This window comes from Methylobacterium gossipiicola, assembly GCF_900113485.1.
Classification (GTDB): Bacteria; Pseudomonadota; Alphaproteobacteria; order Rhizobiales; family Beijerinckiaceae; genus Methylobacterium; species Methylobacterium gossipiicola.
In genome coordinates, this window is the sequence record NZ_FOPM01000008.1 from 46,094 (window position 1) to 72,542 (window position 26,449).

Consider the following 26,449-nt stretch of genomic DNA (forward strand, 5'->3'; position numbering starts at 1 on the left):
CGATACGATCCGGATGGACATCCGCCAACTTCTCCTCGCGGCCTTCGAGGTCGAGCATCGCGAGCATATCGACGCGATCCGCGCCGCCTTGGCCGCGGACGCGGAGTCGCGCGACTGGAACGACGTGTTCCGCCGGGCGCACAGCCTCAAGGGCGCGTCGCGGGCCGTGGACCTGCCGGCCGTCGAAGCCGTGGCCCACCGTCTGGAGACCCTGTTCGACCGCGTCGTCGCGGGCGGTGGCGCCCTCGACCGGTCGGCCGAGGCGGCCGTGCACCTCGCCCTCGACCGGATCGAGGCTTATGTCGGCGGCCTCACCGACGGAGCCGGCGCACCGATGCCGGACGATGCCCTGCTGGCCCTCGACCGCTGCCTCGACGCCGAAAGCCCTCTTCCGCCGGCACGGGAGCCACCCGCCCCGGCCGCTCCTCCCCCACCCGTTCCCGCGCCGACGCCGCCCGAACCCTCCGCCGAAGCCGGCGCCCTCCTGCGTGTCCCGGCCGACGCCGTCGATGCCCTGACACGGGCGAGTCACGAACTCGCCGGCGCCCTCGGGGGGGAGGCCGTCGTTGCCGAGGGGCTGGCCCGGTTGACCCGCCGCGCGGCCGAACTCGGCCTCGCCGCCGAGCGCCTGCGCGCCGAGACCACGGCCGCCCTGGATCTGCGCGGCCTCGAGACGGGGCTCCTCGCCCTGGCCCGCGAGGCGGCCGACCTGTCGCGCCTGCGCCAGACCGTGGCCACCGCCGTCGAGGCGGCGGCGGCCCGGGTAGCCGAGCAGGCCGAGCGCCTCGCCCTGGTTCCGGCCGAGACGGTGTTCGGCGGCTTCCCCCGGGCCCTGCGGGAACTCGCCCGCGAGGGTGGTCTGGATATCGCCGTCCAGACCAGCGGCCTCGATCTTCCCATCGAGCGGTCGATGCTTCAGTCCCTGAAGGACCCGGTGCTGCACGCCCTGCGCAACACCTTGAGCCACGGGGCCGAGACGCCGGCCGCCCGCGCCGCCCACGGCAAGCCGCCGGCCCTGACCGTCGGTCTCGAGGTCACCGTCCAGGGCGGTCGTCTCGTCATCGCGGTCCACGACGACGGACGCGGCCCCGACCTCGCCGGCGTGGCGGAAGCGGCGCGCCGCCGCGGCCTGCCGGTGCCGGAGGACGACCCCGAGGCGCTGCTCGCCCTGGTGTTCGAGGCCGGGCTCTCGACGGCGGCGCAAGTCGATACTCTGGCGGGGCGCGGCATCGGCCTGTCCGTGGTGGCCGACACCGTGCGGCGCCTCGGGGGACAGGTCCGCCTCGCCCCCCGCGCCCCCTGGGGCACGCGTCTCACCATGACGTTGCCCCTGTCGGCGGCGCGGCGCCCGATGGTCCTCGTCGAGGCCGGGGGTGCGACCTACGCCCTGCCGAGTGCCGCCGTCGAGCGGGTGATCCGCTTCGCGCCGTCCGAGCTCGACCGGGCCATGGGCCGGCCGGTGCTGCGTCTCGCCGCCGAGGGCAGCGCGGGCACGGTGCTGCCGGTCCTCGGCCTGCGAGACCTCCTGGGAGGGGCCTCGCCGGGGGAACCTGAGGCGGGCGGGCGTCGGCCCGGCCTCGTCCTGCGGGCCGGTGCCCGGCGGGTGGTCCTGGCCGTCGAGGCTTTGCGCGAGGTTCGGACCCACCTCGTCCTGCCGGCCCCGCCCGTCGGCGCCGATCCGACCCTGGTTTCCGGCACGGTGATCCTCGGCGACCGGCCCGTCCTCGTCCTCGAACCGGACGGGATCGTCGCCCGCGCGGCCGAGGCCGGTCTGGAGCCGCCGCCCCGGGAAATCCAGGGGGGAACCATCGCTCCGGCGTCACGTTCGCCCAAGTTCATCACCATTCTGGTCGTCGATGATTCCATCACCACACGCACCCTGGAGAAGGGCATCCTGGAGGCGGCCGGTTATCGCGTCGTGGTCTGCGTCGACGGGCAGGACGCCATCGAGCGCCTGCGCGCCGGCATTGAACCCATCGCCCTCGTCCTCGCCGATGTGGAGATGCCGCGCCTCGACGGGTTCGGCCTGCTCAAGGCCATCCGGGCGGAGGAGACCCTGGCTCGCCTGCCGGTCATCCTGATGACCTCGCGGGGCGACGCCGAGGACGTGGCCCGGGGGCTCGAACTCGGGGCCGACGCCTACCTCACCAAGCAGAGCTTCGACCAGCGCCGCCTCCTCGAGACCATCGGGCAATTGCTGTGACCGGACTTTCCACCACCGCTGCCCCGCGCGTGCGGGTGATGCTCGTCGAGGATTCCCTCGTGGTGCGTCAGCTCCTTATCCACATCGTCGGTCGCGATGCCCGCCTGGAGATCGTGGCCGCCGTGGCATCCGGTGAAGAGGCCCTGGCCGCCCTCGCGACCGCCCGGCCCGATGTGATTTCCATGGATATCCGCTTGCCCGGCATCGACGGGCTGGAGACCACCCGCCGGATCATGGCCGAGCAGCCGACGCCCATCGTGGTGGTGGCCGATGCTGTCGAGGATTCGTCCCTGCGGATCTCCATGAACGCCCTGCGGGCCGGTGCTCTCTCGGTGGTGGAGAAGCCCGTCGCCACCACCCATGCGGGTTACGAGGCCGTGGCGACGCAGATCTGCACGCAGCTGCGCATCATGGCCGACGTGCCGGTGATCCGCCGCCGCGCCATCGGGGCCGAATGGGCCGGGAAGGCCCGGGATTTCAGCGCGCCCCCGCCCGTCCCGCGCGGGGCGGCTCCGAGCCTGGTCGCCATCGCCGCCTCCACGGGCGGTCCCCCCGCCCTCGCCCGCGTCATCGGCGCCCTGCCGCTGGATTTTCCCCTGCCGGTCCTCGTGGTTCAGCATATGGGCGCGGCCTTCATGGAAGGCTTCGCCGCCTGGCTGAACGGCGTCGTCGGGCTCAGTGTCACCCTGGCGCGGGAGGGCGAGCGTCCGGAAGCCGGCCGCGTCTACGTGGCGCCGGGCGACCGCCACCTCGAACTCTCCCCCTGCGGCACCCTGCGCATCACCGACGCCGCCCCCGTCGGCGGTCAGCGTCCCGCCGCCACTGCCCTGTTCCGAAGCCTCGCCCGGAATGCGGGAGCGCGCGGGGTCGGCGTGCTCCTCACCGGCATGGGCGAGGACGGGGCCGCGGGGCTCCTCGACATGCGCCGCGCCGGAGCCATCACCGTGGCGGAGGACGAGAGCACGGCGGTGGTGTTCGGCATGCCGGCCGCCGCCATCCGCATGGGCGCCGCCGGCCACGTGCTGCCCCTCGACCGGGTGGCGGCCCACCTGACCCGGATCGTCGCCGGGGGATCGGCCTCGTGAGCGCCGCGCCGCGCCTCCTCCTCGTGGAGGATTCCGAGACCCAGGCCCTCGAACTGCGCCTGCTCCTCGAATCCCATGGCTTTTCCGTCGAGCGTTGCGCCACGGCGGAAGCGGCCCTCGACCACCTCAACACCCGCCTGCCCGACCTCGTGGTCGCCGACCACCACCTGCCCGGCATGAACGGCGACGAGTTCGCCCGGCAACTGCGCCTGTCCCTGCGCACCCGCGCCCTGCCCCTCTTGATGCTGACGGGGGCGCGGGACGGCGAGCGCCAGGGCCTGGAGAGCGGCGCCGATGCCTACGTGGCGAAATCCGCCGACCGCGACATCCTGATCCTGCGCATCCGCGCCCTCCTGCGCGAGCGTCAGGGCGGCGCCTCGGAAGGACCCGGCGCCTCGGGCTTCCGGCGCGGGCGCGTCCTCGTCGTCGATGGCAGCGCCACCTACCGCACCTTCCTGGCCGGGCTGCTCGCCCATGAGGGCCACGTCGTCAGCGCGGCCGAAAATCCGGAGGCGGCCCTCGCTGCCCTCGACGCGGACGGGGCGGCGTTCGATTGCGTCACCGTCGATCTCCTTGGCCCCGCCTATGACGGCCTCGCCCTCTGCCACGCCATCGACGCCCGCCGGGCGGCCGGGCTCGCCGCCCGGGTGGCGGACGTGGCCCCCGGCGCGGTCCATGCTGCCGCCTGCGAGCCCGGCACGCCGACCTTCCACATCGTCGGCATCAGCGGCAGCAGCCCGGCCAAGGATTTCCTCGTCGCCGCCTTCGCGGCGGGCGCCGACGACGTGGTGTCCAAGGTCGACGGCGAGGTGCTGGTGATGCGGGTGCGCAGCCTCGTGCGGCGCAAGCTCCTCGAAGAGGACAACCGTCGCATCGCCGGGGAATTCGGTGCCCGCGAGCGGGCCCTGGAGCGGGCCAGGGCCGAGGCCGAGGCGGCCGAAGCCCGCGCGGCCCTGGCGGGCGCCCTGGAACGGGCCAATGCCGACCTCGCCACCGCCAACCGCAAGCTCACGGATGCCCAGGCCAAGCTCGTCCAGGCGGCCAAGATGGCGTCCCTCGGGGAGCTCGTCGCCGGCATCGCACACGAGATCAACAACCCCCTCGCCTTCATTCTCGCCCACCAGAGCACCGTCGAACGGTTGATCGGTGAGGTGATCGAGGCCCCGGACGATGCCGAGGCGGGACGGCGCCTGAAGAAGTGCGGCGACCGCGTCGGCGCCATGCGGATGGGCCTCACGCGCATCCAGGACCTCGTCCTCAACCTCCGGAAATTTTCCCGCCTCGACGAGGGCGAGCGCACCCGCGTCAACGTGCCGGAGGCCATCGAGACGGTGCTGGCCCTGATCCAGCACAAGCTCGGCGACCGCATCACCGTGCGCTCCACCTTCGAGGGTCGCCCGGAGATCCACTGCACCCCGGCGCTCCTGAATCAGGTGGTGATGAACATCCTTGGCAATGCCGCCGACGCCATGCCGGAGACCGGCACCATCACGATTCTCACCACGAGCACCGACGAGACCGACGAGATCCGCATCTCCGACACCGGACCGGGTATTCCCGAAGCGTTGCGCGAGAAGATTTTCGAGCCGTTCTTCACCACCAAGCCCGTGGGAGCCGGGACCGGCCTCGGCCTCGCGATTGCCTACTCCGTCGTACAAGCGCATAGCGGCTCCCTCACGGTCGAGACCGCTCCGGGCGGCGGAGCCTGTTTCATCATCGGCATTCCCCGGCAGACGCGGTGAGCATGTCCAAAGGTACGATCCTGGCCGTCGATGACGAGCCTGACATTCTCATCGCCCTCGAAGATCTGTTCGAGGACGAATACCGCGTCCTGACGACCTCGAAACCGGTGGAAGCCCTCGAAATCTTGGCGGCCGAGCCCGACATCGCCGTCATCGTCTCGGACCAGCGGATGCCGGGCATGACCGGCGACGCCATGCTGGCGCAGGCGCGCGGCCTCCACGACGCTCAGGCGATCCTGCTCACGGGTTACGCCGACATGAGCGCCGTCATCGCCGCCCTCAACCAGGGCGGCATCACCGGCTACGCCACCAAGCCGTGGGATGCCGACCTCCTGCGCGGCGTTGTGCGCCAAGCCTACGAGCGCCACTGCCTCGGCCGGGACCTGGCCACCGAGCGCGCCTTGCTCATGGGCCTCCTCGACCAGTCGGAGGACGCCATCGCGTTCAAGGACGCGGACGGCCGCTTCGTGCGCCTCAACGCCCGCAAGGCTGAAACCCTCGGCCGGAGCGTCGCCGAGTGCCTCGGGCGGACGGAGGATGCCCTGCGGGCCGAGGCCGGCGGGGATGCGGACGATGCGTCATCGGAGGCAGATGCCGCCGCCGTCGCGGCCGGGCAACCGACGGACACCCTCCTGGTCACGGGCGAGCGCGGCCTCGAACGCTGGCGTCACGTGGTGCGGGTGCCGATCCGGGCGGCGTCCGGCGCCGTCGCGCACCTCGCCACCATCGAGCGCGACATCACCGAGCAGAAGAGCCTCGAAGCCCGCCTGCGCCAATCGGACAAGATGCAGGCCCTGGGCACCCTGGCGGGGGGCATCGCCCACGACTTCAACAACCTGCTCACCGCCATCCTGGGCAGCCTCGAACTCGCCACCCCGAAGATCGCCGATCAGCCGCGGGTGCTGCGCCTCGTCACCAACGCCACCCAGGCGGCCCAGCGCGGTGCCACCCTGACCAAGCGCCTCCTCGGCTTCAGCCGCTCGCGCGACCTGCGCCCCCGCGCGGTCGACCTCAACGCCGTCATCGCGGGCATGGCCGAATTGCTGCGGGGCAGCCTCGGCGGCCTCGTGACCCTGCGGCTCGACCTCGACCCCGCCGCCCCCGCCGCCTGCGTCGATGCCGACCAGCTCGAACTCGCGGTGCTCAACCTGTGCATCAACGGCCGCGATGCCATGCCGGAGGGGGGCTGCATCACGGTCTCGACCCGCACCGTGGCCCTGCGCGACGACCCCGATCTCGCCGACGGCGACTACGCGGTCATCACGGTGACGGATACCGGCACCGGTATTCCGCCCGCGATCCTGCAACGGGTGTGCGAGCCGTTCTTCACCACCAAGGCCCTGGGCCAGGGCACCGGCCTCGGCCTCGCCATGGTGTTCGGGCTCGCCCAGCAATCGGCCGGGCGCCTCGACCTCGACAGCGAGGTCGGCACCGGCACCCGGGTGGAATTGCTGCTGCCCCTGACCCGGATGGAGACGCAAGGGGATGTCGCCCCCGAGGCTTCGCCCCCGGTGGCTGTGCAGCCCGCCCGCATCCTCGTGGTCGACGATGACGCGGAGGTGCGCCACGTGACGGCCTCGTTCCTCAACGCCTTCGGCTATGCCGAGAGCGAGGCCGCGGATGGCCCTTCCGCCGTGACCCTGATGGAGCGGGACAGCTTCGACCTCGTGGTGGTGGATCTCGCCATGCCGGGCATGACCGGCGTCGAGTTCGCCGAGATCGTGCGGGCGCGCTGGGCCGAGGTGCCGGTGCTCATCGTCACGGGCCACGCCGAGGCCCTGCCGATCCCCCCCGACCTGCCGGTGCTGCACAAGCCGTTCGAGTCCGGCGACCTCGCGGCCGAAATTTCCCGCTTGCTCGCCCCCGCTGCCTGAGCCTCCCGTCCCGGACGTCCGCAGCCTCCGGAAGAGCCGTTGCCCCCCGGCGCTAATCGGGCCAAAGCACGTTCAACCCGTCCCGACAGCCGCAGAGCCGCCGTGCCCCCTCCTCCCTCGCAGTTGCAGACCCTGCTGCCCGATCTCGGGCAGCGCGTCCTCGTCATGGGCATCCTCAACGTCACGCCGGATTCGTTCTCCGACGGGGGGCGCTTCGCCGATCCGGAGCCGGCTCGCGCGCAAGGCCAGACCCTGGTGGCCGAGGGCGCGGCCCTCATCGACATCGGCGGCGAATCGACCCGGCCGGGCCATACGCCGGTCTCGGCCGAAGAGGAGCAGGCCCGCATCCTGCCGGTGATCCGCGATCTCAGCCAACGCCTGCCCGTGCCGATCTCCATCGACACCTACAAGGCATCCACGGCCCGCGTCGCCCTCGCGGCCGGCGCCCGCATCGTCAACGACGTCTGGGGGCTCCAGCGCGAGCCCGACATCGCCCGCGTCGCCGCCGATCACGGCGCGCCCGTGATGATCATGCACAACCGCGAGACCGTGGAGCCGGAGATCGACATCATCGCCGACATGCTGCGGTTCTTCGAGCGTTCCCTCATGATCGCCCGCGACGCCGGCATCCGCGACGCCGACATCGTCCTCGATCCCGGCATCGGCTTCGGCAAGAGCTGGGGGCAGCACCTCGAAGCCCTGCGCCGCCTGCCAGAGATCGTGGCCCTCGGTTTTCCCGTCCTCGTCGGCGTCTCCCGCAAATCCCTCCTCGGGCGCCTGCACGACACCGAGACCAAACCCGCCGACCGCCTGTTCGGCTCGGTGGCGAGCCATGTGCTGGCCGCCACCCTCGGCGCCGGAATCGTGCGCGTCCACGATGTCCGCCCCCATGTCGACGCCCTGCGGGTGGTGGACGCCGTGATGAGGGTTGAGCCATGACCGACCGCATCCTCGTCCAGCGCATCGCGGTCTTCGCCTATCACGGGCTGCTGGAGGAAGAAGCGCGCCTCGGCCAACGCTTCTACGTTTCCCTCGATTGCCGCCTCGACCTCGCGCCCGCCGGTCGTTCCGACGACGTCGCCCACACGGTGAGCTACGCCGACCTCACCGAGATCGTCACCCGCATCGCCACGCAACGGCGCTTCGCCCTCATCGAGGCCCTGGCGGAAGCCATCGCGGCCGAGATCCTGGCCCGGCACACCCTGGTCGCGTCCGTGAGCGTGCGGGTGGACAAGCCGAGTGCCCCGGTGCCGGCGGTGATCGAGGGCGTCGCCATCGCGATCACCCGCCACCGCGCCGGATACGCCTCGTGAAGACCGCTTATCTCGGCCTCGGCAGCAACATCGGCGACAAGGCCGCCACCCTCGCTGAGGCGGTGGCGCGCCTCGCCGTGACGCCGGGGATCCGCATCACGGCGCGTTCGGCCGATTACCGCACGCCCCCCTGGGGCGACACCGATCAGGACTGGTTCCTCAACGCGGCCCTCGGCATCGAGACGGCGCTGTCGCCGCACGATCTGCTGGAGGCGGGCCTCGCCATCGAGACCGCCATGGGCCGGGTGCGCGAGCGGCGCTGGGGGCCGAGGGTCATCGACATCGACGTGCTGTCCTACGAGGGCGCGACCATCACGGACGAGCGCCTCGTCCTGCCGCACCGCTTCGTGCGCGAGCGCGCCTTCGTGTTGGTGCCGCTCGCCGAGATCGCCCCCGACCTCGTCATCGGCCCCGAGACCGTGGCGCAGGCCCTGGGCAAACTCGACACCACGGGGATCACGCGGAACCCGACCTGAACGAAAGAAGCCGGGCGCTTGGGCGTCCCGGCCGTCTCGGATTGTTCAGGGCTTGGCGGGCTTGAGGAGCTTGTTGCCCTCTTCCTCCAGCAATGGCACGTCGTAGTCCCGTAACACCGCCTCGATATCGGCCCGCCGCTTGCGCAGGATCGTGTTGAGGGTCCGCTTCCAGTCGTTCTCCTCCATCCGTACGCCGAGGGCGATGCGGAAGGTGAGCGGCGGCCGGTCGGGCTCTTCGAGGAGTGGCGTCACGGTCATCGGGACGCCACTCTGCTTGGCCAGCCAGCCGGCGGCCGGCCCCCACAGGATCGCCGCGTCGATGCGCTTCTCGGCAAGATCGGAGATCACCTCGGCCGCGATGGTCTGGTGCTTGCGCGCCGGATCGAGCTGATACGGCGCATAGGCCTTCATCGCGCTTACGAGGCCGAGTTCACCCATGCGGTTCACCGGGGGCGTGCCGCCGATGACCCCGATGGATTTGCCCTTGAGGCGGGGATCGTCGAGGCGTGTCACGCCATCGAGATCACCCTTGCGGGTGACCAGAGTGTAGGCCGACCGGTAATACGGATTGGTGTGTTGAACCAACTCGCCGCCGGACGCCGACCCCATGATGACGTCGCACAGACCGGTGCCGAGGGTGTTGCGCACGAAGCCCGGCCCCTGGGTCAGCCAGTAATACCGGACCTTGACCTTCAGTTCCTCGGCGATGATCGCCGCGATCCGGTTCTCGAACCCGTCCTCCTTGCGCTCGGAGAACGGCATGTTGCCCGGATCACCGCAGACGCGCAGGGTGTCGGTGGTGACGAGGTCGGGCAGCGATTGCGCCAACGCGGGCCGCGCCCCTGCTGCGGTGAGCAGGAGCGCGACGGCGAGGCCGGTACGGGCGCCAGAGCGGATCATTAGCCGCCCAGGCACTCCTTCTCGGCCTTCCGGGCGGCCTCGGGCTTCTCTTCCTTGTCCGTCGGACGGATGCGCGGCATGGCGCCGGACGCGCGGGCCTTCAAGTAGACGTAGAGATCGTCAGCGTAGCACATGACGTTCTTGTTGTCGCCGAAGGCGGGCATCACCCGCTCCTGCCCGGCCTGCGAATCGCGCTTGCCGCCGGCGAGGATGCCGATGAACTCCTCGTAGTTGATGGTCTTGAGCGAGTCCTTCAGGGCCGGGGCGTAGGTCGAGCCCATGGCGTCGGGACCGTGACAGACGTGGCACTCGGCATGGTAACGGCGGTAGCCCGAATAGGCGTACCAGTCGAACTTCTTGCCGTCGTTGGTGATGTGGTAGGTCGGATGACCTTCCTTGTCGAAATACTTGCCGTCCTCGACCTTCACGGCAGCGAAGTTGTCGATCAGCTTCTGATCTTTGTCGGGCGCGTTGGGGTCGAGCTGGTTAGCGAGCGCCGGATCAGCCTTCTTCGCGTCCTCGGCCTGAGCCACGAAGGCCGTGGCGGATACGAGGGCGAGGGCTGCCGCGAACGGACGAAGGACGGCTCTATTGATGGTATACAACGACGTTTCTCCCGGGAACGCACTGTCGGCCGAGGACCGAGCGGTCTGCGTATAATTTGTCTAATCCTAACCAGAAAGGTGCCGGCGCAGAAATCCGCGCCGACACCCAAGTTCTTCAGATCACGTGCGACCGATTAGTTCGGCAGCGAGAAGACGGTCAGCTGGCCGCCGAGGTTGGTGTAGTTCGAGAGGGCGGCGTAGCCACCCACCGCGCCGAGACCGGCGTTCGGGTCGGTCAGGCCGGCCGCGAGGCCGATGCCGGCCCAGCCACCGACACCCGACAGGATGCCGACGTACTGCTTGCCCTTGTGCTGGTAGGTCATCACGTTGCCGATGATGCCCGACGGGGTCTTGAACTTGTAGAGTTCCTTACCCGTCTTGGAGTCGACGGCCTTCAGGTAACCCTCGAGGGTGCCGTAGAACACCACGTCACCGGCGGTGGCGAGGGCGCCGGACCACACCGAGAACTGCTCGGGGTTCGACCACTTGATCTGGCCCTTCACGCCGTCCCAGGCGATGAAGTTACCCATGCCGCCGTGGCTGCCGGGAGCCGGGTACATGGCCAGGGTCGCGCCGACATAGGGCTGACCGGGGGTGTAGGACACCCGGAACGGCTCGTAATCCATGCAGACGTGGTTGGTGGGCACATAGAACAGGCCGGTCTTCGGCGAGTAGGCCGCAGGCTGCTGGTCCTTGGTGCCGAGAGCGGCGGGGCAGATACCCTTGGAGTTGGTATCCTCACCGTTCTGCTCGGTGGAGTACTTGGCCTGGACGAGGGGGCGACCGTAGTTCTTCGAGCCCTTGTCCATATCGACCTTGGAGGCCCAGTTCACCACCGGATCGAACTTCTCGGCAACGAGGAGCTCGCCGGTGCCGCGATCGAGGGTGTAGCCGAAGCCGTTACGGTCGAAGTGGGTGAGGAGCGCACGCTCCTTGCCGTCGACCTTCTGATCCGTGAGGATCATCTCGTTGATGCCGTCGTAGTCCCACTCGTCGTGGGGGGTCATCTGGTAGACCCACTTGGCCATGCCGGTGTCGGGGTTACGCGCCCAGATGGTCATGGACCACTTGTTGTCGCCCGGACGCTGCTTCGGGTTCCAGGTCGAGGGGTTGCCCGAGCCGTAGTACATCAGGTCGAGCTTGGGATCGTAGGAGAACCAGCCCCAGGTGCAGCCGCCACCGGTCTTCCACTGATCGCCTTCCCAGGTCTTGATCGAGGAATCCTTGCCGACCGGCTTGCCGAGCGACGTGGTCTGCTCCGGATCGACCAGCAGCTCCTCGTCGGGGCCGACGGAGTAACCGCGCCACACCTTCTTGCCGGTCTTGGAATCGTAGGCGGTCACGTGGCACCGCACACCGAACTCGCCGCCCGAGACGCCGACGACGATCTTGTCCTTCACGGGCAGGACGGTGGCGGTGTTGGTCTCACCCTTCTTGGGGTCGCCGTTGACGACGGACCAGTTCACCTTGCCCGACTTGGCGTCGAGGGAGACGACGGTGGTGTCGGCCTGGTGGAGGATGATGGCGCCGTCGGCATAGGCGAGGCCACGGTTGACCGTGTCGCAGCACATGACCGGGATCACCGACGGGTCCTGCTTCGGCTCGTACTTCCAGACGATCACGCCGTCCTTGTCGAGATCGAGGGCGTAGACGATGTTCGGGAAGGGGGTGTGGACGTACATCATGTTGCCGACGACGAGGGGCGACCCCTCGTGACCGCGCAGAACGCCCGTCGAGAACGTCCAGGCCACCTGGAGCTGCTTGACGTTGCCGGCGTTGATCTGGTCCAGCTTGGAATAGCGGGTGTTGCCGTAATCGACGGTCTGGAGCACCTGCTCGGCCGGGTTGGCCGTGTGCTTCAGAACGTCTTCGTTGGCGAGAACCGGGGCAGACGCCACCAAGCCAGCGCCGAGTGCGAGAAGGTGAACCGCTCTCATGCATTCCTCCGACAAGTCTTGACACCCCGCCTCCGCGTATCTTCCGATGCGGAGGCCGATGCGACCTGCTGTTTGCGACGGGATATATTGCGCTTCCGTAGCGGGCGACCGGCGGGAAGGCCCTGTCGGGTCTTGATCCTGCCGGTCTGACCGGGGTCCGCTATCCCTTTGCGGCGCCCCTCGAAACCGAAGCTTGAATGAACTCTAAGAAAATTCTCGGGCGCGTCAACTCAGTTTATGTGAGTTTCCTGAGGCTAGGCGGTCGCCGTGGAAGCCCCAGTCTTGACGGATGTCGCTTAATGCTGCGCCGCAAAAGATGTTGCATCGCAAAAATAGCCTTTTGTCGATCAAGGCATTTTATAAGAGGGCGGCCCATTTATGCGTGAGGTGCATGAAGTTGGAGGATTTTGCTGGGTGAATGCGCCCCCTGCGGTGCTTTTGGGCCCGAATTGGAAGAGATCGTGATGCCGTTCAAAACGGTTCGGAATCGATGCATCATAATTCCACGCTTCGCATCGCCCGTGCATTGGTCCGATGCGGCGAAAATCCGATGCGGCGGATCGCGACGCCCCTCGATGCGTTGTCTCGCCGCATCGTTTCCCGCCGGATCGAGGCTGCGTACGCCCACCGATTGCGCAATTTTATGTCGCATGGATGTGGATCAATCTTGCAAGGGTTGTGTTTCCCGTGTGCTGAGTTCGTCATGCACGGTCGCATCCCGACGCTTCCGCGTTGTTCCCTCGTGACGTGAGCGGTTTCCCGTCGATCCATTCGGCCGTGGCCACGGCGAGACTCCGCTCGTCCGGGAAAGCGGCCAGTCGCGCCTGGGCGAGTCGGGCGAAGCGGCCGGAAGCCGGATCAGACGGCGATGATGCCTGGGTAGCGGTGCGCGAGGTCGGCGCGGGTCGCTTCGGCCCAGGCGCGGTCACGGGTCTCGCGCGGGCGGTCCAGGGGCACCGTGGCGACGAGGCTCGCCGGCCGACCCGAAACGAGGACGAGGCGGTCGGCGATGGCGATGGCCTCGGCGACGTTGTGGGTCACCATGAGGACGCCAACCCCGGTGCCGGCGACGCTGTCGACCACGAGGCCGCGCAGGGCCGCCGCCGAGGCGTCGTCGAGGGAGACGAACGGCTCGTCGAGGACGAGGATGCGGGGCGTCTGCGCCAGCGCCCGCGCCAGGGCGACGCGGCGTTGCATGCCCAGCGACAGGGCGCCGGGAAACCGCCCCCGCCAGGGCGTCAGGCCGAGGGCTGCGAACAGGGCCTCGAGGGACCGGCCCCGCTCCGCGCGCGGCAGGGCGAGGCGGACATTCTGCTCGACGGTGCGCCAGGCGAGGAGGCGCGGCTCCTGAAACACCATGGCGATGCCGGCGCTCTCCGGTGGCGGCGCGACGGTTCCGTCGAAGGCGGTGTCGAGGCCGAGCAGGATCCGCAGGGTCGTGGTCTTGCCCGCCCCCGAGGGGCCGATGAGGCAGGTGATTTTTCGCGACTCGACGTCGAAGGCGAGATCCTTCACGGCGTCGACGGGCTCCGGCCCGCCGGCGCCGTAGACCTTCGACCGGATCGCGACGCTCAGGGCCGCGCCGGCCTCACCGCCGGCGGCGGACATCTTATCGCCAGCGGCGGACATGGGCTTCCAGGCGCTGGAGGACGAGGATGTCGATGGCGATCATCACGCTCATGAACACGACGCTGTAGCCGACGATGGCCGCCACGTTCAGGCTCTGGACGAAGTAGTAGTTGATGGCGAAGCCCACCCCGTTGGGGCGGCCGAGCAACTCGATGACGAGGACGATCTTCCAGGCGAGCGACAGGCCGGAGCGGGCCGCCGCCACGGCGAAGGGCTGGAGCTGTGGCACCAGCACGTGGGCGATCCAGGTGCGGCGGTCGAATCGGTAGGTTCGGGCCATTTCCTCGAGTTGCGGATCGAGGCCGCGGGCGCCTTCGCGCAGGATCACCGCCACGTTGGGAAGCTTGTTGAGGACGACGGCCAGGACCGCCGCGCCCTCGTTGAGGCCGACCCAGATATAGGCCAGCACGGTGATGACCAGGGCCGGGGTGTTGAGCAGGATGAGGAGGGGCGTATCGAGGACGAGGTTGAGACGGCGCGAGCGCCCGAGGGCGATGCCCAGCAGCACGCCCAGCACCATGGCGATGACGAAGGAGGCGCCGACCCGCGTCAGCGTGAGGCCGACATTCCACCACAGGTCTCCCGAAGCGGATTCCCGGGCGATGAATGCCACCACGGCGCCGGGCGACGGCAGCAGCCGCGAACCGGCGGCCGTCGCGGCGGCCTGCCACCCGGCCAGCAGCACGAGGACCGAGACGAGACGGGTGGCGAACCCCATGCTGTTCAAGACCGCGCCGGGCTGCGGCCGGCGGCGTCAGCCATTCGTCGTGCCGTCGTAATAGAGCTTGGGCGGCAGGGTGGTGCCGGCGCCGACGAGGCGCTCGCCGCCGAGTTTTGCCAGCACGCCGTAGAGGCGTTCGCCGTCGCTGCGCTCCACCGCCAGGGGGCGGCGCGGGATGCCGGCGAGGAAATCGCGCTTCAGGGTCTCGAAGGTCGCCGCGTCGTCGGCCGCCATCAGGGGGCGGACCACGTCCCAGGCGGAGTCGTCCGTGGCGAGCATCTCCTTGGCGGCCTTCGAGGCGCGGGTGAAGCCGGCCACCGCCTCGGGCTTGGCGTCGAGGGTTTCGCCGTCGAACAGGTAGCCGATCAGCGCCATGGAGCCCGTGGCGCCAAAAGCCCGCATGATGTCGTCCGAACCGATGACGCGCCGGAACCCCTTCGGCTCCAGGCGGGCGCAGTAGGTCCAGTACAGGAGGCCGGCATCGAGCTCGCCCTGCTCCAGCTTGAGCGCGAGGAGGGGCGGCGCCCCGAACGCTACCGTGGCGTCGTTTTCCAGGTCGAGGCCGGCGGTGTCGCGGGCCTGAGCCTTGAGCAGGAGCCAGTTCTTGTCGAGGGGGCCACCGGCGACGCCGAGGCGCTTGCCCTTGAGGTCCTTCAGGCTGGCGATGGGGCTCGCCCCCGGCACCATGAGGGAGCCCTCGGTGGTGGAATAGGGGAAAAACCGCATGGCGCGGCCCTCGTTGCCGAGGCGGGCCGCCCACAGCAGGTCGCCCACGATGGTGTCGACCTGTCCGCCCTGGAAGGCGATGCGGGCGGCGTCGTTGCCCGCCAGCTTGACGACGTCGAGGGTGAAGCCGTTGGCTGCGTCGAGGCCGCGCGCCTTGATCACGGCGGCCTCCCAGGAGACCGTACCGAACGGCAGGCTGCCCACCGAGACCTTGGGGGTGTTCGCTCGTGCCGGCCGGCCGGCCAGGGGCAGCAATGCCGCCGTCGCGAGCAATCCGCGCCGTGACAGCATAGGCGTCTCCTCCTGCGGCGTGCCGGGCCCCTCACCTCCCCGGGGCGGAGGGCGGCTCTCTTGAGAATTTCAATAGAAGGTCTCGGTTCGGCCGTCCACCGGCCGACACCTGAGACCCATCGACCCGCCGCTTGCGCGGCCCCCGCGCCCGACGCAGATTCGCCCGCGAAGCCCGGCCGCGCGCGCCGGGTCACCGATCACGGAGTCCCCATGGCCGAACCCCGCGAGCTCACCTTCGACGATGCTACCATCACGGAGCGCCTCGCCCGCGAACTCCCGGCCTGGCGCCTGGAGGATGGCTGGATCAAGCGCACCTACAAGACCGCGAGCTGGAAGAGCACCCTCATGGTGATCAACACCGTGGGCCACCTCGCGGAGGCCGCCTGGCACCATCCCGACATCACGGCCTCCTACGCCTGGGTCGAGATCCGCCTCACCAACCACGCGGCCAAGGGCGTCACCGAAAAGGATTTCGCCCTGGCGCGGAAGATCGAAGAGGTGGTGGGCTGGCAGCCCGGCACCGAGGGCGGCGCCCTGGAGGGCACGCCGACGGACCCGCGCTTTGCCTACATCAAGTACGAGAAGTAGCGGCCGGTCCTCCGATGCCTGTCCCGGACGCCCGGAGCGCAGCGCAGGGCGATCCGGGACCAGCACAGGAAGTGCCGCATCGCGGCCCGATCCGGGGACAGCGAAGAAAGCGAGCCGCTGCGCGACTTTTCGTGCCGGCCCCCGGATCGGGCTCCGCTGCGCTGCGCGTCCGGGGGGACCCGCCGGATCACTCGGCCTGCTTCACCCGGCGGCACTCGGTCTTGAGGTAGCTGGTCTTGCCCACCTCATCGCGCAGGTCCGTGCGGGCGATGATCTCCTGCCAGCCGTTGGTGCAGCCGAGTTCGTTGGCGACCCGGACCTTGCGGACCTCGCTGGCCTTGTCGTCGGTGCAGGCCTCGATGGGCAGGCCGTTGGCACAGACGAGGACGACGGCGATGAAGGCGTTCACGGGCGGGCTCCGTTCGTTTCCCGTCAGGGGTACGCGCGGGGCCGGCCTTGAGTTTCAGCCGATGTCGAGCATCAGGTCCGCCGAGAACGTCCGGCCCTCGACGGGGTTGGCGACCCAGCGGGTTCGCCCGACCCTGAGGTCGTGCCCGGCGTGGAAATGCCCCGAGATCCAAACATCCGGCCGCGCGGCGTCGGGGAGATCGTCCAGCACCGTCGTGGCGTAGAAGGCCGGCAGCCACCACGGCACGCCGGGGCTTCCCCGGAACGCATCCGCCGCGGCGGTGCCGGCGGGGTGATGGGTGAGGCAAACCGTCGGGCCGGCATGGGGCTCGGCCAGGGCGCTCATGAGGGCCGCCCGCTCCGCCGCGTGCGCCGCCATGGCGTCGGCCGGCGACCAGACCGACCCGTCGCCGTTGCGGATGGAGCCCCGGAACTCCCGCGAGCCGGTGACGGGGTCGGTCATGCGCGCGGCGGCGTAGGCGATGGGATCGTCCGGCCGGTCCGGCGTATCGGGTCCGAGCCAGCGCCCGGCCAGGCTCCAATCGGTCCACAGGGTGGTGCCGACGAAGCGTACGCCGTCGAGGACCACGCTTGCGCTCCCCTGCAGCAGATGGATCGTGTGCCCCGCCGCGTCGAGGCGCGCCACTTCCGCCTCCAGAGCGGCGAGGAGCTGGGGGGCCGTGCGCCCGTCGCCGGTGGGGGCGTAGCGCTCGTGATTGCCGGGTACCAGCACCACGGGCCGGCCCTGCGCCAGGGTGAGAACGGCGGCGAGGCCGCGCTCGGGATGGCCCTCCCACAGGTCGCCCGCGCAGGCGAGCACGTCGAACGGCTGGGCCGGAACTGGAATCGTTTCGAGGCGGCGGCGTTCGAGGTGGAGGTCGGAGATCGGGAAGACGCGCATGACGAATGGGGTCCTGGGATCAGACCGTCGTGTCGGCCGCGCGCCATTCGGCGCGGGCGGCCCGGAGGATGTCGCCGGCCGAATCCGCGTTGAGGATCGCGATGCCCGCCGCCGCCACGAGGTCGGGCCACGGCGACAGGGTGGCGGCCGTGATCAGGCCGGCGGCGATGATGGCGAGGTTGGCATAGGCGTCGTTGCGGGCCGAGAGGTAGGCCGCGCGAGTTAGGCTGCCGCCGCCGTCGCGATGGCGGGAGAGCATGGTCGCGCAAGCGAGGTTGACGGCGAGCGCCGCGAGGCCCGTGAGGGTCAGCGGCAGGGGAGCGGGCGGCGTCAGGTCCGAGAACTTCTCATAGGCCGCATAGGCGGCGGCGAGGCCCGGCACCACGAGGATACCGGCCAGCACCATGCCGAGGCGCGCCCGGTTGCGCATGCTCCAGCCGATTCCGGCGAAGATCAGGAGGTTGATGGCCGCGTCTTCGAGGAAATCGAGGCTGTCGGCGATGAGGGCGACGGAGCCGATGGCCAAAGCCACGGCGATCTCGATGCCGAAGAAGCCGAGATTCAGTCCCGCCACCCGGGCGACGACGGGGCGGAGCGCGGGCGAAGCGGGGGCTCGGGTCACGGTGCGGTTCTCGTGGTGCCTCGCGGACCTCCACGCCACGCCGGTTCCGGGAGACGCGATCCCGTCGGTGGGCGGCACTGGATCGGCCGCCTCTTCGCCGATCCGCCTCGCCCTGTCGAGGGGCGGTCCGGTTCAGCGACCGGCGGTGTGGCGGCGCCCCTGCATGTCCGCCAGGGCCTGCCGGTGCTCCGGCTGGCCCGGTTCCGGAGCGCCGCTCGCCTGCGACGACCCCAGGTAAGGCGTCGGCAGGGCCGCGGCGGCAACGGGCGTCAGGGGCATCTTCCAGCTATTGGCCGCCAGAACCCGGGCCGCGTCCCAGGAGCGACGGGCGTCACGCGTCTGCGGAATCTCCCAGGATTCCGCATCCTCCCATTCGGGGGCGACGGGCGCGGCGCGGCGCGGCTGAGGGCCCTTGGCCGGCGGGGCGCGTCGATTCAAGCACGCATGGGCGCCGAAGGACGCAAGTGAGCCGAGGAGGCAGGCGCTGGAGAGCGCGATGATGTCCGGTCGCAGGGGGCCGGCGATCATGAGGGCGGCGAGTCCGCCGACGGAGAGGGCCGAGCCGATGTGCCGTGGGGCGAAGGGGTTGAACGTGCTCATGACGAGGAGTGTCGAGCGCGGATTTCAGCGTCTTCTCAAAACGATCCCTCGAATTGTATGGAACGCCCCGATGGCACGTAGTTTTCCCCGTCGTCGGTGACCGGCCCGTGGCGGAGACTGGATTCGGCGGCGCGGCTGTGCGAGGCCATCGCGGGCGCCATGCGGGTGCCATCGACGAGGGAGCCTTACGACATGTTGCCCGAACTGCGCGTCCTTTACTTCGAGGATCTCGAAGTCGGCCTGTCCGAGACCCTCAACAAGGAAATCTCCTCGTCCGACGTGGTGGGCTTCGCCGAGATCACCGGCGACCGCAATCCCATCCACCTGTCCGAGCACTTCGCGGCGCGCACGCCCTTCGGCACCCGTATCGCCCACGGCCTCTACACCGCCGGCCTGATCTCGGCGGTGCTCGGCACCCGCCTGCCCGGCCCCGGCGCCGTCTACATCAGCCAGACCCTGAATTTCCGCGCGCCCGTGCGGATCGGCGACACCGTCCAGGTGACGGTTGAGGTGGCCGAACTCGTGCCCGAGCGTCGCCGCGCCCGTCTCAAATGCACCTGCTCCGTCGCCGGCGAAGTCGTGCTGGACGGCGAGGCCCTGGTGAAGGTGCCGACGAAGGCCGAGTCCGATCCCCTCGCCATCCGCATGGGCGGACGCCCCCCGAGCGCCTGACCGTCCGGTGCGCCCGATCCCCGTCGACGATCCGACCGACCCGCGCCTTGCTCCCTACACGGCCATGCGCGAGCGCGATCTCGTCGGGCGTGAAGGCCGGTTCATCGTCGAGGGCGAGGTCACCTTGCGGGTGATGCTGTCGGAAGGGGCTCGGTTCCGGGCCGAATCCGTCCTGCTCGCGCCGGAACGCATGGAGGGGCTCGCCGAACTCCTCGCGGACCGGCCCGAAGGGGTGCCGGTCTACGTGGCGGCCAAGGCCGTGATGAGCGCCGTCGCGGGATTTCCCATCCATCGCGGCGTGCTGGCCGTGGGGCTTCGCGGGGCGGAGCCGAGCCTGGCGCTCCCACCCGCCCCGGCGCCCGGCCTCGTCGTCGGTCTCGTGGGCCTGACCAATCACGACAATGTCGGCGGCTTGTTCCGCAACGCCGCCGCCTTCGGGGCCGATGGCGTTCTGATGGATGCCGCCACCTGCGATCCCCTTTATCGCAAGGCGATCCGGGTCTCGGCGGGGGCGGCCCTGACGGTGCCGTTCGCGCGCCTGCCGGACGGTGCGGCCCTCCTCGCTTTCGCCGACGCCCACGGCCTCGTGCCCCTGGCGTTGAGCCCCGCCGGTCGCGAGACCCTGACCGACCTCACCCCACCGCGCCGCGCCCTCCTGCTCCTGGGCACCGAGGGGCCGGGCCTGCCGCGCGAACTCATGGCCCGTGCCCGCACGATCCGCATCGCCATGGCGCCGGGCTTCGATTCCCTCAACGTCGCCACCGCCGGGGCCTTGGCCCTGCACCACCTCGCGGCGGGGCGTTTGGGGTGAGGGGCGATTCCTTTCTCCGCTCGCGGGGAGAGGGCCACGGGCCCCATCGTGCCCGTGTCGAGCGGGGGCGAAGCCGACGCGCTGGTGAGGGGACGCCGTCGGACGAGACATCGTCGGGCGAGGGGATGCGCGACGATCGCGGTCCACACCGCCGTTCCGTCCCGACAACGGCCCCCATTCGCACCCCGGCGTGCGGCACGCGACAATCGGTGGCTCTTGCCCTCGACGACCTTACGCTCAAGATTGCACCGGCCGGTCGCCCGGCGGATGCGGCGCGTCCCGATCGACCCAGGGGGCTGGCGGTCCGGACGATCGAGTGGGAGTTGTGAGCGTTGCTGCAGTCACGGGACGGCTTGCGGACCCTGTCCGGACGCCGGGTCATCATCGTCGGCGCCGGTCCCGGAGGCCTCGCCACCGCCCTGTTGCTCGCGCGCGCGGGCGTCCATGTCACGCTCCTGGAAAAGGACCCGGCGGTGGGCGGGCGGACGAAGACCGTCGAGGCGCCGGGCGGCTACCGCTTCGACATCGGGCCGACCTTCTTCCTCTATCCCCAGATTCTCGCCGACATCTTCGAATCCTGCGGTGAGCGCCTCGAAGACCACGTCACCCTGGAGCGCCTCGATCCGCAATACCACCTCGTGTTCGAGGGAGGCGGGGCGATCCAGGCGACGAACGATATGGATCGCCTCGAGGCCGAAGTCGCCCGCATCGCCCCCGACGACGCCAAGAACGTGCGCCGGTTCTTCGCCGACAACCGGGTCAAGCTGAAGTTCTTCAAGCCGGTGCTGGAACAGGCGTTCCACACCCTGCGCAGCATGGCCTCCCCGGCGATGCTCGCCGCCCTGCCCTATCTCCATCCCGGCCGCAGCGTCGACAAGGATCTGCGGCGCTACTTCGCCGATCCGCGCGTGCGCCTCGCCTTCGCGTTCCAGACCAAATACCTCGGCATGTCGCCGTTCCGGTGCCCGAGTCTGTTCACCATCCTGTCGTTCCTCGAATACGAGCACGGCGTCTATCATCCCGTCGGCGGCTGCGGCGCCGTCTCGGAAGCCATGGCCGGGCTCGCCCGCCGCATGGGGGTCGATATCCGCCTCGGCGCGAGCGTCGACCGCGTGCTGTTCGAGGGCAAAAAGGCGTGCGGCGTCGTGGTCGGATCGGAGACGATCCACGCCGACGCCGTGGTGATCAACGGCGATTTCGCCAAGGTCATCAAGGATCTGGTGCCCCAGACCCACCGCCCGCGCTGGCGCGACGCCAAGATCGACAAGGCCCGCCTCTCGTGCTCGACCTTCATGCTGTATCTCGGCCTCGAAGGCCCGGCTCCGGCAAGTCTCGGCCATCACACGATCCTGTTGTCACAGGATTACGCCCGCAACATCCGCGAGATCACCGACGGCATCCTGCCGATGCAACCCTCGCTCTACGTGCAACATGCGGGCTTCACCGATGGCGGCATGGCGCCCCCCGGCCACACGAGCCTCTACGTCCTCGTGCCGGTGCCGAACCTGAAGGCCGGCATCGACTGGGCCGCCACCCGTGAAAGCTATCGGCGCCTCGTCCTCGACCGTCTCCAGGTGCTGGGTCTCGGCGATATCGAGGACCGCATCCGCTACGAGCGCATCGTCGATCCGACGGAGTGGCGCGACGAGTTCTTCGTGCACGAGGGCGCCACCTTCAACCTCGCCCACGACCTCATGCAGATGCTCTATTTCCGCCCGCACAACCGCTTCGGGCCGGGGCTCTACCTCGTCGGCGGCGGCACCCATCCGGGCTCGGGCCTGCCGGTGATCTATGAGGGCGCCCGCATCACCGCCCGCCTGCTCATCGAGGAATTGTCGGCCGGGCGCGTCGGCGCCGAGGCCGCCGGGGTCCCGACCACGGCGCCCCTGGCCGCCTCGGGCGACGCCGCGTGAGGGGTTTTTCGGGGGACCGGATCGGTCGGTCGGGAGCGGCCCGATTCGATGGACGCGTTGGAGGCGCCGTGGGTCTCCTCTCCTGGAAGGAGAGGGATAGGGTGAGGTGCGTGGCCTCTTCGGAGATGGACCACACCTCACCCCAAACCTCTCCCTCCAGGGGAGGGCGTGCCGTGGCGTCCCTTCGACGGTCCGCGCTGGGTCATGCCATGGTGCATGTTGTGACCGTTGTGGTTGGTCTCGCGGCGGCTCCCGCCTTGGCCGCCACCGTGGAGGTGACCGTCGACGGAATCGAGCCCCTGCCCTCCTCCCTCTACGTCGCCCTGTGCCAGGGCGGACTCACGGAGGCCGAGTGCCGGATGGGCCGGGATGCGCCCGTATCGGGCACGATCCAGCGGATCGTCTTCGAGGACGTCGCGCCCGGCACCTACGCCATCGCCGCGTTCCAGGACGAGAACGGCAACGGCCGCCTCGACCGCACCAGCCTCGGCCTTCCCACCGAGCCCTACGGCTTCTCGGGTCCGCCCGAGCGCACGGCCCGACCGGACTTCGCCCGTGCCCGGATCACGGTCCGCGAACCGGGTCTGTCGTTGCGCGTGCGCTTGACCCGCGCCCTGCCCCGCCGCTGACCGCCCCCGTGTCCTCCGCCGTGCCCCTGGTGGTGGTCCGGGGCGCTGCCCTGAGCTACCGCGACCGCCGCGTCCTCGACGGCATCGACCTCGACCTGCGCGCCGGCGAGACCCTCGCCCTGCTTGGCCCCAACGGCGCGGGGAAGACCTCGCTGATGCGCCTCGTCGCCGGGCGCCTCGCGCCGGATGCCGGCTCTGTGCGCATCGCCGGGCACGATCCGCACACCATGCCGGAAGCCCGCCGCGCCATCGGCTGGGTGCCGCAGGACATCGCCCTCTATGCGCGCCTCACGGTCGCGGAAAACCTCGACGTGTTCGCGCGCCTCGCCGGACTGCGCCGCGCCGAGCGCCGGGCCGCCGTGACCGATGCCCTCGACCTCACGGGGATCGCCGAGGTCGCCGGGCGCCCCGTCGGCCTGCTGTCGGGCGGCTACCAGCGCCGGGTCAACATCGCCGCGAGCCTCATGGCTCGGCCGCGCCTCGTGCTCCTCGACGAGCCGACGCAAGGTGTCGATCTCCAGGCGCGGGCGGCGATCCACGCCGTGCTCGAGCGCCTGCGCCGGGCCGGGGCGGCCCTCCTCATCGCCACCCACGATTTCGCCGAGGCCGAGCGCCTCGCCGACCGGGCGGCCTTCCTCAAGTCCGGCCACATCGTGCGCGAGGGCGCCCTGTCGGATCTCCTGGCGCGCCTGCGCGACGGTGCACCCGAGCACGAGATCGCCCTGTCGGGACTCGCCGCCGGCCCGGCCGAGGCCGCTTTGCGCCGCGCCGGCTTTACCCCCGTGGATACCGGCCTGACCTGGCGGGCACGCCCCGCCGCCGGCCGCCCGACCGACGCGGCGGCGCAACTCGCGGCGTTGCGGGACGCGGGCGTGCCCGTCGCCGAGATCCGCATCCGCGCCCTCGGCCTCGACGCCGTCTACCGCGACGTCCTGGGCCTGCGTGAGCCCGCCCCCTCCCAGGCCCTGGCGGACGCCCCATGATCGCCGCCGCTTTCCGGGTAATGCTGCTCGGCCTCGTGCGCGACCGCGCCGCCCTGATCATGGCCTTCGTGCTGCCCACCGTGATCTTCGTGATCTTCGCGGCGATCTTCTCGGGGGCGCTCGGCGACCGCATCCGCATCCATGTCGGATTGGCGGACCTTGCCCGCACGGCGACGACGACGCGCCTCGTCGCAGCCCTCGAGGCGGATCCATCCTTACGCATCACCCGCCTGCCGGCCACCGATGTGGGACAAGCCGCCGCCGCCGTGCGCCGGGGCGAGGTCGATGCCGCCCTCGTCCTGCGCGGTGATCTCGATGCCCCGCCTTCGGGGGCGACCTCCGAGGCGCCCGTGATCCTGGTCGAGAACCCCGCGCGGGCGCTCGCCACGCCCATCGCGCTTGGCCAGTTCCAGCGCGTGCTCAACGCCGCCCTGCCGGACGTGGTCCTCGGCCGCATCGTCGCCGACGTGGAGCGCTCGGGGAAGATCGGTGCCGACGAGCGGGCCTTCCTCAACGAAGCCTTCGCCGAGCAGCGTGCCCGCAAGGAGCCGTTCTCCTTCGCGTCCCTCGTCGAAACCCGGAGCACGGCCACGGGCGGCGGAAACGATCGGGTCGGCTACTATGCCGGGGCCATCGCGGCGGTGTTCCTCTTGTTCGCCGCCATGCAGGGGGCGCTGTCCCTGGTGGAGGAGTGCCAGGGCGGCCTCGCCGATCGATTGACGGCGGCCCCGGGCGGCCTCGCCGTCGTCGTGCTCGGCAAGTTCGCCTTCCTGGTCCTGCAAGGCGCGGTGCAGGCGGGGCTCATCTTCGCCGCCGCGAGCCTCCTGCACGGCGTCGATTTGCGCCCGCATTGGGGTGCCTGGATCGTCACCACGCTCCTCGTCTCCGCCATGGCGGCGGGGCTGGCGCTCGCCGCCTGCGCGGCGGCCGCCACCCGGCAGCAGGCGCACCTCGCCGCCACCTTCGGCGTGCTCCTGCTCTCGGCGGTGGGCGGCAGCATGGTGCCCCGCTTCCTCATGCCGCCCTGGCTGCAGCAGGCGGGCTGGTTCACCCCCAATGCCTGGGCCATCGAGGCCTACCAGACGGCCTTGGGGGAAGGCGCCGGCGCCGCCCTGCCGGCCTGGGCCGTGATGGCGGCGGTGACGGCGGTGAGTCTGGTGGGGGCCGTGGGGCTGGTGTCGCGGCGCGGGGCGTAATCGCCGCCGCGACGGGTTAACGCGTTGACCCGTCGGGCGAGCGGCTTAGCTTCGTGGTATGAGGGCGGCGGTCGTTCGCTCCGGGAGTAACGTCACTATGCGGGCTGGGTCTTCGGTCGCCGTCGTCGGCGCGGGGTTGGGTGGCCTCGCGGCGGCCTGCGTGAGTGCGGCGCGCGGCCATGCCGTCACGCTCTACGACAAGAACGACTGGCTCGGCGGCAAGGCGGCGGTGCTGCACGAGGGCGGGTTCCGGTTCGACATGGGGCCGACCATCCTCACCGTTCCGAAGGTGCTGGAGCGCATCTTCCAGGAGGCCGGGCGCGACATCCGCGACTACCTCGACCTGCGCCGCCTCGACCCGCAATGGCGCTGCTTCTTCGACGACAACACCCGCATCGACCTCATGGCCGACGTGTCCACCATGGCGGCGGATATGGACCGCTTCGCCCCGGGCACGGGGGCGGGGGAGGGTTATAAAAAATTTATTGAGATTTCCGAGCACCTCCACGGCGTCTCCAACAAGTTCTTCTTCTGGAAGGCGGTGGAGGATCTGTTCGACACCATCGATATCCGCGCCAACATGAACCCCGGCACCCTGCGGGACGTCCTGTCCCTGCGCATGGGCTCGTCGGTGGCCGGCACCATCCGGTCGAAGGTCAAGGATGCGCGCCTCGCGCAGATGCTCGATCACTTCGTGCAATATGTCGGCTCCTCGCCCTACGGCGCGCCGGCCGTGCTCTGCGCCATCGCGCACATGCAGACGGCCGAGGGAGTCTGGTACCCCATGGGCGGCACCCGTGCCGTGGCCGAGGCCCTGTCGAAGCTCGCGGGCGAGCTCGGCGCCACCCTGCGACCGGGCGAGGAAGTCACGGGGCTCGCCATCGAGAACGGCGCCGTGAAGGGGGTGCGGACCGCCGCCGGCACCACCCCGTTCGACGCCGTGATCTCGAACATGGATTCGGTCCGCACCTACCGCGAACTGGTCGGCGGCGCGGTCGGGCGATCTTATGAGAAGAAGAGCTTCGAACCGGCCTGTTCAGGCGTGGTGCTCTATCTCGGCCTCAACAAGCGCTACGAGCACCTCGCCCATCACGACTTCGTTTTCTCCCGCGACCCGGAGGAGGAGTTCGATTACATCTACCGCAAGGGCGAGCCGGCTCCCGATCCGACGGCCTATCTCGCGGCCCCCTCCTCCACCGATCCGAGCGTGGCGCCGGAGGGCGGCGAGGCCCTCTACGTCCTCGTCCACACGCCTTATCTCCGGCCGCACCACGACTGGACCAAGATGTTCCCGGCCTACCGGCAGGTGATTCTTGACAAGCTCAAGCGCACGGCCGGCATGCCGGACCTCGAAGACCGCATCGTCGTCGAGCGCCACCTCACACCGCAGGACATCCACGAGCGCTACAAGGTGCTCAACGGCGCGATCTACGGTCTGGCTTCGCACGGTAAGTTCATGGGGGCGTTCAAGCCCGGCAACCGTTCGCGCAAGGTCCGGGGTCTCTATCTCGCGGGCGGCGCCGCCCATCCCGGTCCCGGCATGCCCATGGTGATGATGTCGGGTTGGATCGCGGCCGATGCCCTCGACACCGACGCGCGGGGCGAGGTCAGGGCCAGCGCGTAG

25 protein-coding genes are annotated in these 26,449 nt (G+C 70.2%); 15 read left to right on the forward strand and 10 right to left on the reverse strand.

The features are described from left to right. The first annotated feature begins 13 nt into the window (after positions 1–13). From BM249_RS08920 to folK, 7 genes are all read left to right on the forward strand, one after another. A complete protein-coding gene (locus BM249_RS08920; protein ID WP_091971012.1) occupies positions 14–2,203 on the forward strand; it encodes a hybrid sensor histidine kinase/response regulator in 2,190 nt (729 codons plus the stop codon). A 38-nt stretch (positions 2,204–2,241) separates the two neighbouring features. Further along, positions 2,242–3,288, forward strand: a complete 1,047-nt coding sequence (gene cheB / locus BM249_RS08925; RefSeq protein ID WP_091971258.1) for a chemotaxis-specific protein-glutamate methyltransferase CheB — start codon at positions 2,242–2,244, stop codon at positions 3,286–3,288. Further along, complete coding sequence (locus tag BM249_RS08930; RefSeq protein WP_091971259.1) at positions 3,276–5,030, forward strand: response regulator; 1,755 nt, start codon at positions 3,276–3,278, stop codon at positions 5,028–5,030. The genes cheB and BM249_RS08930 overlap by 13 nt, the downstream gene beginning before the upstream one ends. 2 nt (positions 5,031–5,032) lie before the next feature. Next, positions 5,033–6,904 (forward strand): response regulator, encoded by a 1,872-nt coding sequence (locus tag BM249_RS08935; RefSeq protein ID WP_091971014.1) that lies wholly within the window; start codon positions 5,033–5,035, stop codon positions 6,902–6,904. 165 nt (positions 6,905–7,069) lie between these two features. Then, on the forward strand, positions 7,070–7,843 hold the full coding sequence (folP, locus tag BM249_RS08940; protein ID WP_177232374.1) for a dihydropteroate synthase: 774 nt from the start codon (positions 7,070–7,072) through the stop codon (positions 7,841–7,843). Further along, positions 7,840–8,217, forward strand: a complete 378-nt coding sequence (folB, locus tag BM249_RS08945) for a dihydroneopterin aldolase (protein ID WP_091971018.1) — start codon at positions 7,840–7,842, stop codon at positions 8,215–8,217. The genes folP and folB overlap by 4 nt, the downstream gene beginning before the upstream one ends. After that, a complete protein-coding gene (gene folK, locus BM249_RS08950) occupies positions 8,214–8,693 on the forward strand; it encodes a 2-amino-4-hydroxy-6-hydroxymethyldihydropteridine diphosphokinase (RefSeq protein WP_091971020.1) in 480 nt (159 codons plus the stop codon). The genes folB and folK overlap by 4 nt, the downstream gene beginning before the upstream one ends. A 45-nt stretch (positions 8,694–8,738) precedes the next feature. Here the strand turns inward: folK and xoxJ are convergent, their stop codons facing one another. The 6 genes from xoxJ to BM249_RS08980 all read right to left on the reverse strand — a co-directional run bounded on the left by xoxJ (position 8,739) and on the right by BM249_RS08980 (position 15,502). After that, positions 8,739–9,593, reverse strand: coding sequence for a rare earth element methanol dehydrogenase accessory protein XoxJ (gene xoxJ / locus BM249_RS08955; RefSeq protein ID WP_091971022.1), 855 nt, complete (start codon positions 9,591–9,593; stop codon positions 8,739–8,741). After that, positions 9,593–10,198, reverse strand: a complete 606-nt coding sequence (locus BM249_RS08960; protein WP_091971024.1) for a c-type cytochrome, methanol metabolism-related — start codon at positions 10,196–10,198, stop codon at positions 9,593–9,595. Before BM249_RS08960 ends, xoxJ begins: the two co-directional genes overlap by 1 nt. Positions 10,199–10,332: 134 nt before the next feature. Next, positions 10,333–12,135 (reverse strand): lanthanide-dependent methanol dehydrogenase XoxF1, encoded by a 1,803-nt coding sequence (xoxF1, locus tag BM249_RS08965; protein WP_091971026.1) that lies wholly within the window; start codon positions 12,133–12,135, stop codon positions 10,333–10,335. An 858-nt stretch (positions 12,136–12,993) separates the two neighbouring features. After that, positions 12,994–13,743: an ABC transporter ATP-binding protein gene (locus tag BM249_RS08970; protein WP_091971028.1), complete on the reverse strand. Its 750-nt coding sequence runs from the start codon at positions 13,741–13,743 to the stop codon at positions 12,994–12,996. Position 13,744: 1 nt separating this feature from the next. Further along, a complete protein-coding gene (locus BM249_RS08975) occupies positions 13,745–14,482 on the reverse strand; it encodes an ABC transporter permease (RefSeq protein WP_091971029.1) in 738 nt (245 codons plus the stop codon). A gap of 36 nt (positions 14,483–14,518) precedes the next feature. Then, positions 14,519–15,502 (reverse strand): ABC transporter substrate-binding protein, encoded by a 984-nt coding sequence (locus BM249_RS08980; protein ID WP_091971031.1) that lies wholly within the window; start codon positions 15,500–15,502, stop codon positions 14,519–14,521. 210 nt (positions 15,503–15,712) lie between these two features. On the opposite strand from BM249_RS08980, the gene BM249_RS08985 reads away from it, so the two are divergent. Continuing rightward, positions 15,713–16,090: a 4a-hydroxytetrahydrobiopterin dehydratase gene (locus BM249_RS08985; RefSeq protein WP_091971033.1), complete on the forward strand. Its 378-nt coding sequence runs from the start codon at positions 15,713–15,715 to the stop codon at positions 16,088–16,090. A 187-nt stretch (positions 16,091–16,277) separates the two neighbouring features. Here BM249_RS08985 and BM249_RS08990 read toward each other — a convergent pair whose 3' ends face one another. The 4 genes from BM249_RS08990 to BM249_RS09005 all read right to left on the reverse strand — a co-directional run bounded on the left by BM249_RS08990 (position 16,278) and on the right by BM249_RS09005 (position 18,621). Continuing rightward, complete coding sequence (locus tag BM249_RS08990; RefSeq protein ID WP_091971035.1) at positions 16,278–16,499, reverse strand: hypothetical protein; 222 nt, start codon at positions 16,497–16,499, stop codon at positions 16,278–16,280. A gap of 54 nt (positions 16,500–16,553) precedes the next feature. Then, complete coding sequence (locus BM249_RS08995; protein WP_091971036.1) at positions 16,554–17,399, reverse strand: metallophosphoesterase; 846 nt, start codon at positions 17,397–17,399, stop codon at positions 16,554–16,556. A gap of 19 nt (positions 17,400–17,418) precedes the next feature. Next, positions 17,419–18,021: a cation efflux transmembrane domain-containing protein gene (locus BM249_RS09000; protein WP_091971038.1), complete on the reverse strand. Its 603-nt coding sequence runs from the start codon at positions 18,019–18,021 to the stop codon at positions 17,419–17,421. Positions 18,022–18,153: 132 nt separating this feature from the next. Beyond that, complete coding sequence (locus BM249_RS09005; RefSeq protein WP_091971040.1) at positions 18,154–18,621, reverse strand: hypothetical protein; 468 nt, start codon at positions 18,619–18,621, stop codon at positions 18,154–18,156. A 192-nt stretch (positions 18,622–18,813) separates the two neighbouring features. Between BM249_RS09005 and croR the strand changes: the two genes are divergently transcribed. From croR to BM249_RS09040, 7 genes are all read left to right on the forward strand, one after another. After that, positions 18,814–19,293, forward strand: a complete 480-nt coding sequence (croR, locus tag BM249_RS09010; RefSeq protein ID WP_091971042.1) for a 3-hydroxybutyryl-CoA dehydratase — start codon at positions 18,814–18,816, stop codon at positions 19,291–19,293. Between the two features lie 64 nt (positions 19,294–19,357). After that, on the forward strand, positions 19,358–20,104 hold the full coding sequence (locus BM249_RS09015) for a TrmH family RNA methyltransferase (RefSeq protein ID WP_091971260.1): 747 nt from the start codon (positions 19,358–19,360) through the stop codon (positions 20,102–20,104). 332 nt (positions 20,105–20,436) lie between these two features. Continuing rightward, complete coding sequence (gene crtI / locus BM249_RS09020; protein WP_091971044.1) at positions 20,437–22,017, forward strand: phytoene desaturase family protein; 1,581 nt, start codon at positions 20,437–20,439, stop codon at positions 22,015–22,017. A 209-nt stretch (positions 22,018–22,226) separates the two neighbouring features. Further along, positions 22,227–22,646 carry a DUF2141 domain-containing protein gene (locus tag BM249_RS09025; RefSeq protein WP_091971046.1) on the forward strand — a complete coding sequence of 140 codons (420 nt, stop codon included), beginning with the start codon at positions 22,227–22,229 and terminating at the stop codon, positions 22,644–22,646. Positions 22,647–22,654: 8 nt separating this feature from the next. Beyond that, a complete protein-coding gene (locus tag BM249_RS09030) occupies positions 22,655–23,629 on the forward strand; it encodes an ABC transporter ATP-binding protein (protein WP_091971049.1) in 975 nt (324 codons plus the stop codon). Next, positions 23,626–24,825 carry an ABC transporter permease gene (locus BM249_RS09035; RefSeq protein WP_091971051.1) on the forward strand — a complete coding sequence of 400 codons (1,200 nt, stop codon included), beginning with the start codon at positions 23,626–23,628 and terminating at the stop codon, positions 24,823–24,825. The genes BM249_RS09030 and BM249_RS09035 overlap by 4 nt, the downstream gene beginning before the upstream one ends. A 97-nt stretch (positions 24,826–24,922) precedes the next feature. Further along, entirely contained in the window at positions 24,923–26,449 is a 1,527-nt protein-coding gene (locus tag BM249_RS09040; RefSeq protein WP_091971053.1) for a phytoene desaturase family protein, read from the forward strand.